Here is a 3,987-nt window from a genome sequence, read left to right as displayed (position 1 = left end):
GGGGCGATGAGAGGCAGTAGCCGATGTTTTCTGGTCTGGGCCGATTCGTGGTGCGCCGCCCGTGGTGGATCATCCTGGCGTGGGTGGTGGCAGCGGGCGCGGTGATATCACTGGCGCCGAAGCTCACCTCCAGCTCCGACGAGGCGAGCTTCCTTCCCGATCACTATGAGTCCATCCGCGCCGCCGACGTGCAGGAGAAGGAGTTCCCCAAGCAGCAGAACGTCGGCGCGATCATCGTCTTCCAGCGTTCCGACAAAGGGAAGCTGACGGCGGCCGACTCCGCCGAGGTCAAGCGCGTGTCCCAGGAGTTGCAGGCGCGCAAGATCCCGGACGTGCAGGCCGTCGTGCCGGGCGAGGTCTCCCCCAACAAGCGGGTGCAGACCTCGGTCGTCGCGATGCCGAAGGTCACCGACCCCGAGGACACCGCGCCGCAGGACGCCGTCGAGAAGCTGCGCTCCGACCTGGAACCGGAGCTGAAGGGCACCGGCCTGTCGGCCGGGATCACCGGTTCGGCGGCTCAGGCGCTCGACGAGAGCGACGCGTCCAAGCGCGCGGGCCTGCTCGTCGGGGTCGGCACGATCGTCATCATCGTCGTACTGCTGCTCGTCATCTTCCGCAGCCCCATCATCGCGCTGCTGCCCGTGGTCCTCATCGGCCTCATCTCCCCGATGGCCACCGGTCTGATCGCCTCCGCGAACAAGGCCTTCGACATGAAGGCCGACTCCTCCATCCAGGAACTGCTCACCGTCGTGCTCTTCGGCGTGGGCACGGACTACATCCTGTTCCTGCTCTTCCGCTACCGGGAGGCACTGCGGGCGGGCGAGGATCCCAAGGGCGCCATGGTGCACGCCGTCGAGCGGGTCGGCGAGGCCATCACGTCGGCGGCGGGCGCCGTCATCGTCGCCTTCGCCGCGCTCACGCTCTCCTCGCTCGGCATGCTCCGGTCCATGGGACCCGCGCTCGCCATCGCGGTCTTCCTCACGCTGCTCGCGGGCCTCACGCTGGTGCCCGCCGTGGTCTCGCTGCTCGGCACCAAGGTGTTCTGGCCCTCGAAGTCCTGGCGGCACGAGCCGCAGGGCACCGGCTTCGCCCGGCTCGGCGCCTCGATCGCCCGCAAGCCCGCCGTGTGGGCGGTGGTCTCGGCCGTCTTCATGGGCGCCCTGGCGCTCGGCGCCCTCGGCTACAAGGCCAACTTCGACCTCGCCGGGTCCTCCCTGCCGGACGACAAGGAGTCCATGGTCGCCATGCGCGATCTGGAGAAGGGCTTCCCCGCGGGCGCCACCGACCCGACCTCGGTCTACCTCACGTCGGACTCCGGCAAGCCCCTACCGGAAGCGGGGGCCGCCGCCTTCCGCGAGCGGCTCTCCGATGTGCCCGGCGTGGGCAGCGTGGCGGCTCCGCAGCTGAATCCCGGCCGTACGACGGCCTCGTACTCGGTGATCCTCACCGACCCGCCCGCCTCCGACGAGGCGCTCGCCACCCTGAAGGACCGGCTGCGGCCCGCCGCGCACGAGGAGGCCCCGGAGGGCTCGCGGGCCCTCGTCGGCGGCACGACGGCCATCTACGCCGACATCAACAAGGCGGTGGACCGCGACTACTCGGTCGTCTTCCCCGTGGCGGCGCTCGCCATCATGGTGATCCTCGGCCTGCTCCTGCGGAGCCTGGTGGCGCCCTGGTACCTGATGCTGTCGGTCGCCCTCGGCTTCGGCGCGACGCTCGGCGCGACCTCGCTGATCTTCCAGCAGATCGGCAGCCAGCCGGGGCTGATGTTCATGCTGCCGGTGATCATGTATCTGTTCGTGGTGGCGCTCGGCACCGACTACAACATCCTCATGGTGTCGCGCCTGCGCGAGGAGGCCCGGGCGGGCCGATCTCCGCGCGACGCGGCGGGTACGGCGGTACGGCACTCCGGGCCCACCATCGGCTCGGCCGGGGTCATCCTCGCCGGTACGTTCGCGACCCTGATCCTCGCGGGCAACTCGACGCTCTCCCAGATGGGTTTCTCACTCTCCTTCGGCATCGCGATCGCCGCGTTCGTCATGGCGATGGTCTTCACGCCCGCGCTGACGGCGCTCATCGGGCACGCCGCCTGGTGGCCGGGGCACGGCGACGAGAAGCGGGACGGCGACGGCACGGCTGCGCCGCCCGGTGACGCGCCGGAGCAGCAGGAGCGGGCGGACGGGGCGTCGCGTCTGCGCTGAGGGCGGCGGTGCTCGGCGGGGCGCTTGGCGGTGCTCGGCGGCTGCGCGGGCCACCGCCGGGCGGGGTCACCCCCTGGCGACCCCGGTCACCGTCCCGCTGAGCGCCACGCACACCACGCCGACGCCGACCGCCAGGCACACCTTCGCCACCCCGAAACCGGCCGCCGCCGCGGTGACGGCGGCGGCGCCGAGAGGCCCCAGGGAGTAGTGCGTCGTCCAGAAGGCCGCGGTGACCCGCCCCAGGAGGTGACCCGGAGTCACTTCCTGGCGCAGGGACATCGAGGAGATGCCCGCGACGGCCGTGGCGAGGAGCATGCCCGCCGAGAGGGCGCCGATGAGCGGCACGCTGCTGGTGAGCCCGAGGCAGGCGACGGCGACCCCGCTGAGCGCCGTGCCGCCGATCCACGTGGCCCCGAACCCGAATGCCTGGCGCACCCGGGTGACCGCGAAGGAGCCGAGGAAGGTGCCGATGGTCCCCGCGCTCAGCACATAGCCCACGGTGTCGTCGCCGTGCCCGAGATCCTCCTTGACGCGGTAGATGATGACGTCGGTGGTGCCGTGGGTGAGGAAGATGCACGCGGACAGGAGCACGGTCAGCGGGCGCAGCACGGGGTGCGCCCACAGAAAGCGGGCACCGGCCAGGAACTCCTGCCGCACGCCCCCCTTGCCGCTCTCCTCGCGCCCGGCTTCGGCGGGTGGCCGCAGCCGCACCAGGAGGAGTCCCGCGGCGGAGAGCGCGAAGGTCACGGCGTCGATCCCGATGGCGGCGACGGGGCCCGCCGCCGCGGCGACGAAGCCCGCGAGGGTGGGGCCGCCGACCGTCGCCACCGCGTACGAGCCGAAGAGGTGGGCGTTGGCCCTGGTGATCTGGTCGGGTCGGACGATGGCGGGCACCACCGTCACATACGTCACCTGGAACAGCATCGCGAAGCCGCCGGCGAGCGGAACGACCGTGTAGATCAGCCACATCGGCGTCGCGAAGAGCCAGACCAGGGGAATCGTCGCGTAGAGCAGGCAGCGTGCGATGTCGGCGAGCATGAGCAGACGGCGCCGGTCGACGCGGTCGGCGATCACCCTGGCGAACAGGCCGGTGACGATCGACGCCACGCCCGTCGCCCCGGTCACGAGCCCCATCTGCACGACCGAGCCGGTGCTGTGCAGCACGAGCAGTGGAATCGCCACGAAGGAGAAGGAGTCACCGAGCGCGGAGAGCGTCTGGATGACGAGAAAAACCCGGTAGTCCCGATTGGCCCGAAGGGATGCCGGGGGCGGGGACGGAGGCAGCGGCGACACGGAACCGGTCACGGGCAAAGTCCCCGGGTCCACAGCACGCCACACGCCGCGCTGCGCGGCACGGCAGACTTCCCGGGCCGCGTCACGGCAGACGCCCTGGCCCGCGGGGCGGCACATGCCCTGGCCCGCGGGATGGTACATGCCTTGGCCCGCGTCTCGGCAGACGCCCCGACCCACAGGGCGGCACACGTCACGGCCCGCGTCTCGGCAGACGCCCCGACCCACAGGGCGCCACACGTCCCGGCCCGCGTCTCGGCAGACGCCCCGACCCACAGGGCGGCACASRTCCCGGCCCSMGWCKCGGCGGACGCCCCSMGGCCCGCACCGYGCCAAGCAYCCCGGCCCACAGGGCGGCACACGTCCCGCCCCGCGTCTCGGCAGACGCCCCGACCCGCAAGGCGCCACAGGTCCCGGCCCGCGTCTCGGCAGACGCCCCGACCCGCAAGGCGCCACAGATCCCGGCCCCAGACGCCGCACGCCCCCCGGCCCGCAC

2 protein-coding genes are annotated in these 3,987 nt (G+C 72.2%); one reads left to right on the top strand and one right to left on the bottom strand.

The window, feature by feature from the left end; translation table 11 throughout:
- The first annotated feature begins 23 nt into the window (after positions 1 to 23).
- Positions 24 to 2,201 (top strand): MMPL family transporter, encoded by a 2,178-nt coding sequence (locus tag AB8Z36_RS34125; RefSeq protein ID WP_369217267.1) that lies wholly within the window; start codon positions 24 to 26, stop codon positions 2,199 to 2,201.
- Positions 2,202 to 2,267: 66 nt separating this feature from the next.
- Here the strand turns inward: AB8Z36_RS34125 and AB8Z36_RS34120 are convergent, their stop codons facing one another.
- Positions 2,268 to 3,506, bottom strand: coding sequence for an MFS transporter (locus AB8Z36_RS34120; protein ID WP_369217266.1), 1,239 nt, complete (start codon positions 3,504 to 3,506; stop codon positions 2,268 to 2,270).
- Positions 3,507 to 3,987: the final 481 nt, after the last annotated feature.

The organism is Streptomyces flavofungini, from assembly GCF_041028215.1.
Lineage (GTDB): Bacteria > Actinomycetota > Actinomycetes > Streptomycetales > Streptomycetaceae > Streptomyces > Streptomyces flavofungini_B.
Note: the sequence above shows the minus strand (reverse complement) of the source record. Positions and strands in the feature narration are given on the sequence as shown.